Source organism: Mesorhizobium metallidurans STM 2683 (genome assembly GCF_000350085.1).
GTDB lineage: Bacteria > Pseudomonadota > Alphaproteobacteria > Rhizobiales > Rhizobiaceae > Mesorhizobium > Mesorhizobium metallidurans.
Window position 1 is genome coordinate 1 of sequence record NZ_CAUM01000160.1, and the last position, 2,571, is coordinate 2,571.

General features: G+C 57.1%; 2 protein-coding genes and 2 pseudogenes. 2 read left to right on the top strand and 2 right to left on the bottom strand.

Features of this window, described 5'->3' with window-relative positions; translation table 11 throughout:
* Positions 1-476, top strand: a pseudogene (locus tag MESS2_RS34245) (helix-turn-helix domain-containing protein); the annotation flags it as partial.
* A 121-nt stretch (positions 477-597) separates the two neighbouring features.
* On the opposite strand, the pseudogene MESS2_RS33630 reads toward MESS2_RS34245, so the two are convergent.
* Positions 598-760 (bottom strand): annotated as a pseudogene (locus MESS2_RS33630) (IS110 family transposase); the annotation flags it as partial.
* Position 761: 1 nt separating this feature from the next.
* Positions 762-965, bottom strand: coding sequence for a hypothetical protein (locus tag MESS2_RS28280; protein WP_008878049.1), 204 nt, complete (start codon positions 963-965; stop codon positions 762-764).
* Between the two features lie 140 nt (positions 966-1,105).
* Between MESS2_RS28280 and MESS2_RS28285 the strand changes: the two genes are divergently transcribed.
* A complete protein-coding gene (locus MESS2_RS28285; protein ID WP_008878050.1) occupies positions 1,106-2,377 on the top strand; it encodes an ATP-grasp domain-containing protein in 1,272 nt (423 codons plus the stop codon).
* Positions 2,378-2,571: the final 194 nt, after the last annotated feature.

Consider the following 2,571-nt stretch of genomic DNA (forward strand, 5'->3'; position numbering starts at 1 on the left):
CACGGTGCGCAAGTGGATTGAACGCTTCAAAAACCGGAGGTATGGAGGGGCTCGAGGATCCTTCCTCGCGACCGCATCGTCTCTACCGGCCTACGCGGCAGGCCATTGTCGAGCAGGTCGAAGCCTTGCGGTCGCCAACAATGAGGCCAGCAGATCGCTGCCGAAGTCGGCATCTCGCCCGCTACCGTCAGCCGCATCCTGCAGCGCCTTGGCCTCCAATCGGATCGCTTCGTTGGAGCCGGCCGAACCAGTCCGCCTTACGAGCGCGAGCATCCTGGCGAATTGATCCACATCGACATCAAGAAGCTCGGCCGCTTCGAGCGGGTGGCCACCCCATCACCGGCGATCGCAAAGGCCAAAGCACCCGGCGCAGTTCCAAGCGCGACGGTAAGGGCTGGGAGTTCGTCCATGTCTGCATCGACGATGCCTCCCGTATCGCCTTCACCCAAACAAGCCCGACGAGAGAACGCAGAGCGCTCAAGTCGTCGAAACAGCCGCCGGCAGTCTCGTCTATAGCAAACAAAGGGTGAGGCGGCCCTCACCGTCCTCAACACGAGCTTCTGATCCAGGCGGAAGACCCGAACATTATCTACAGGGTCATCGAAGCGATGCCCTCACGGCCCTAGCTGACAGAGGTTCTTCCACCTGGCACCCGCTCCTCAACGAAGGGCCGGTATTCGGAACCATCTTCGACGACGGCGTGCACGACGCGCGCCATCTTGGCGGTAATAGCGGTCATTGCCTTGCGGCGTAGATCGGGATTATCCTGCTGTGTCGACAGGTCCAGCCCACAGAACTTTAGCTTCAGCCAGGCGCCATGCTATCGGCCGGTGATAGTTCCCGGTCGCCTCAAAGGCGCAGACCACAGGGCGGCCGTACGCCTGCAGCACTTCGATCAGATGCTCGTGCTCAGCACGGGTGTTGAGGACCAAAAAGGCGACGCCGGCCGCTTCAAATAACTTCATAGAATCTTTGCAACCGCAGATCACTGACCATGCTACGTTCACCGCAACCGCAAGGTCTGAAAGTAGGCCTGCAAAATAGGCTGACGCCCGTGTACGCATAGAACGGGGCATAGCAAGCAAACATTTGAGGGTCACAGTAAATGGCAAGAAGAGCGCTCATCCTGATTGAAGGCGGTGCATTGGGTTGTTGTCTGCTATACGTCGAAGCGGCCCAGCGTCTTGGTCTTCATCCAATTAACCTGTCGGCCTACCCAGATCAGTACGACTTTCTTTCGGCGGGATGTGAGACAATCCGTGTTGATACAGGCAATCTCGATGCTCTGGTCCACGAATGCTCCCGGTTGCGTGCCACCGACGACATTGCTGGCATTATATGCGCCGAGGAGTCGAAGGGGGTCTATGCGACGGTTGGCAAGCTCTGCCAGTATTTCGATCTACCGGGACCAAATCCGGGATCGATCGAACGATGCTTCGACAAATTTGCTCAACGTCAGCTCCTCGCGGACGCTGACATTCCAATACCTGATTTTCGCTTGGCAACAAATGCGACGGACGTAAAAAGCTCTGCTGCGGAGATCGGCGTTCCAGTGATTCTTAAGCCAGCTGTGGGCGCAGGAAGCTGCGGTGTCCGATTGTGCCGCAACGCCGATGAGGTGGCCGAACATACGAGCTATCTGTTGGGCGGGAACCACATATGGCTGTCGTCGCCAAGAATACTGGTTGAAGAATTCGCGCAGGGCCCCCTTTATCTCGCTTATACAATGGGAGATGAGGTCGTCGGGATTGGCTCCTGTGACTTCGACCGACCACCGTATTTCGTCTGCCGTGAGACTAACTTTCCGGCCGTGCTGACTGATGACGAGCATAAGTGTATCGCCGATGTTTCTCTGAGCTGTTTGCGAGCTCTCGATCTTGGCTGGGGGCCAACGAACATTGAACTCCGGTGGACGAAAGTTGGCCCAGTCGTCATTGAAGTCAATCCGCGTCTTGCCAGCGCGCCCCATTCCCAACTGGTTCAGCTGGCGTACGGTATCGATCTCATCACCGAGCACATCAAGCTTGTCATCGGCGGCGAGCGGTGTTTGCGCAAGCGGCGTTCGCACACCGCAGCCGTGCGGAGCCTACTTCCTGATCGCGATGGCATCCTCGATTGGATCAGCGGCGACAGTCGGGCGGCTGCTGTATCCGGTGTGGCCGAGGTGAAACTCTTTGTTGAACCTAAGCAACCGATCGTCAGGAAAGGCGATTACCGCGACAAGATTGCATACGTCGTGGCCGCTTCACCCAGCCATGCTCGGACTGCGGCGATACTGCAGCGTGCGGTCGACTTAATAGATTGGTCGATCAGACCATTTCCGGCCCTTGGCGAACAGGAACAATCCGACTTGAACTCTTCGCGTTTGGGCAGCTAGGGCGTAGATCTCCAGTCTAAGTCCAGTTTCCGTCCATTACGGCAAACATTTGATTTTAGTTGCTAAATGTTACGATGTGCGGGCAAGGGCCCGACAGTTCAGATCGTATCTCAAGATGCTATGGGCCAGCGGCGAGGGTGTGGCATCTTTCGCGCTGTTAGACTAGAACCAACTCTTCAGAAGGAGGCGCCCTA

Coding starts and splice junctions, on each gene's coding strand:
- MESS2_RS28280 (WP_008878049.1), bottom strand. CDS start 965: ATGAAGTTATTTGAAGCGGCCGGCGTCGCCTTTTTGGTCCTCAACACC.
- MESS2_RS28285 (WP_008878050.1), top strand. CDS start 1,106: ATGGCAAGAAGAGCGCTCATCCTGATTGAAGGCGGTGCATTGGGTTGT.